We start from the raw sequence: 2807 nt of genomic DNA, 5'->3' as shown, positions 1-2807 counted from the left end.
AGAACCTCATGACCCACAACAACTAGTACGATCCAGCCCTCAGTCTCGCGTCCTGCACGCCCTGCCCGTCCCATTGCGTTCACGAGCCGGGCACCGCGTAAGCGGGTATCTTCGGGCTGGTCTGGGTATGGAGTGTCGTATAGAACGACGGTCCTGACCGGCAAGTTCACCCCGTCCGTAAGCGTTGAAGTGCAAGTCAGATAGAGGAGATCATCACTTCGCACGGCAGCCTCAAGCGCTTCGAGCACCTCGACGGGCAACCCTGCATGATGGAATCCCACGCCTCGCCTAAGCGTGCCGACGAGTGGATGTGCGTCGCCCAACTGTTGGCGTACAAAGTCAACCAGCGCGGCCAGTTGCGGCTGCTCATCAAGCTCGTCCGCGATGCCACGAGCGAGCGTCTGGGCTTGCTTCTTTGTTGACGCAACAACTAGTACCGATCCTGCGTGCCCTAGAGCGGTAATCATGCCGCTGGCAATCGAATAGTGTTTCGTGTTTCGTGAAGAATCGACCTTCACTTCAGCTGGACGCTCTCCCCCGTCCTTCGACTTTCGGACTAGACGCCAACCCGTGTCCCCTTGAGTGCGGAGTGACTTGGTGCTCCCGTTTCCGAGCCGCAATCGGATCAGTCCCGAGAGCGGCGTGGTGTGCCGGTAGGGCCACACGGACCCGGCCCCTCCTTCAACGACGGTCTGATCCCACTGCGCTTCGGTATTGAAGACTGCATGCAGTCGCCTGGGCCCCCGCCAGTCACTTGTCTGACTCAGGGCACCGCCGTTTGGATCAAGCCACTGAGCGATCCCACCGACGTTTCCCATCGCGGCCGAAAGGAGAATTATGCGATGCGGTCGGCCCTGTGTTTGCAGGTTCAGGGCAGATATCACGGATTCAAGGACGAAGCCACGCCCCTTCTCCTTCAACAACTGAGCCTCATCGAAAATGAACAGACTGTACTTGTCGAGCACCGCTTCGAAGTCGTTTCTCAGGAGATGACTGAGCCTTTCCGGGGTCATAACATCGACGTCGGCCTGCTCAACCTCCGAAAGCGAGAGGCCCAATTCTCCCAGCCAGGCGGAGAAGTCAGTCTTTTCCGCTCCGACCTCTTTCTGGAGAATACGAACTCGTGCGCTCATCGCGCGCCGAATTTCTCGACCAAGACTTCTTGTTGGCACGACAAAGCAGATACTCGTGTCCGTCTGCGCCAGATGCGCGACGGCGAGCATTTGAGCGACGAGTGTCTTCCCCCCGCTTGTGGGAACGGAAAGTACCATTCGCTTGACTTCCGGCGAGCACGGCGATGGTTCTCCGGTGAGCAGATCTCGCTGCGGCTCCCAGAGTGTCAGCACGGCAGGGCTTCCAACCGCGAAAGCCTGGCGTACGGCGATCGGTACGTCTGGCGGCAGGATCGACGGGTTCCAGGGTGAGCCCGCCTCCGCGATGGTCGCGAAGTTCAGTAGATGTGTAGCGACCCAACGCGCGTCGAGCGAAGCGCCCCCGGTTTCGCCAGTCGCTACCTCCCGCAGTCGTTGAGACCCCTGACTGTAGCGTTCATAATCTCCACGCGTCAGGTACGAGAGTATGTCTTCCACAGCCAGGACGAGCGTCTGCAGCGAACCGAGGGCCGTTGAGCGCAGGCTGTCCATCGCCGACTGCTGTGCTATTGACGCGAAGTATCTGCGCCACCGAGCCAGCCAACCGAAGGCTCGTTTAGCATCGAAGCTCAAAAATACAAGTCCGGCGCGTACGGAGAGATTCTCAAGTGACGGTTCTTGCGTGCTATCTGCTCCACCTAAGAGGGGCTGAAGTCGGGTTATGATCGCGGACGCGTTTGGGTCACGACCACCTCGGCGATACCCGATCGCAGCAGCAAATCCGATTGATAGGCGTTCTTCATCGCTCCAGTCATTTCGAGCCAGAGCAAGATCGAAAATATGGGCGCTCACCAAGAACGCCTGACGTTGGCGAGCTGCCGAGTAGCGTTGACGCGCATCACTTACCGACGCCACGCCATGCAAGTACCATGCTGTCTTAATTAGCTTCTCATCAACAGATGGACGATCAAGCACTAGGGCGATTTCAGCCTGCGCCATTCGCTCTTGCAATCGCTCAGCCGTCGGGAGACCGGAGCGACCCGCAAGCGCTTCCCCGAGCAGATGTATGTCTAGAGACCGCTCCATACGATCTCCTTTACCTTCGAGGCAAACTCAGGAAAGTCCGGCAACGCAATAACGATTGACTCGGTTTGCCCAGCCGCCACAAACTCCGGGAATTGTGTGCCGAGCGATCTGAACGTGTTGCTGTTTCGTGGGCGATGTTCGAGAGACGCCCCTACGGAGACTCCCACGCCTGCTCTTGCGCTCCGTTCGAACCAGAGGTCAACCATGCCGTCGTAAAGCTCCCCCAGGGCACCTTCAGCAGTGAGGGTCGCCGGTCCCGCGAGCTTGGCAAGGTAGTGGTGGCCTCTCTTGCGCAACTGTTTCGCCGCCCGGTTGATCGTTTTCGATATCCGAGCATCTGCGTCGTGCTTCTTAATCTCCCAGAGCCGGAAAACGAGGGTTCCGCAAGAGTCCTCGTAGACGACGAGCCCATCTCCCCCTGGTTCGAGTGCATCGGCCTTGATGGGTGGCGCTTCTACGAGAGTGCGTCCGTCCCGACAGGATGTACGCTCGGCCACAACGCGGTGCCAGAGCAACTCCGCGACGTGCCCTTGTACATGATCGGCGGGCTTCGGAGCATCCGGAAGGCCGAAGCCGATGGAAACAAATGCCTTGACGGCTTCTAGTTGTAAGAGGTCATGACGTTGTTGA

Annotated in this window: 2 protein-coding genes; both read right to left on the bottom strand. The window is 58.8% G+C overall.

Annotated features, from left to right (window positions below):
• Positions 1-2090, bottom strand: a 2090-nt coding sequence (locus HMPREF3105_RS12580) for a DEAD/DEAH box helicase (RefSeq protein WP_210401418.1), incomplete at its 3' end; no start/stop codon positions are given.
• A gap of 71 nt (positions 2091-2161) precedes the next feature.
• On the bottom strand, positions 2162-2807 hold a 646-nt coding region (locus HMPREF3105_RS13170; RefSeq protein ID WP_168167981.1), incomplete at its 5' end, for a hypothetical protein.

The organism is Micrococcus sp. HMSC31B01 (assembly GCF_001816085.1).
In the GTDB taxonomy this organism is placed as follows: Bacteria; Actinomycetota; Actinomycetes; order Actinomycetales; family Micrococcaceae; genus Micrococcus; species Micrococcus luteus.
Note: the sequence above shows the minus strand (reverse complement) of the source record. Positions and strands in the feature narration are given on the sequence as shown.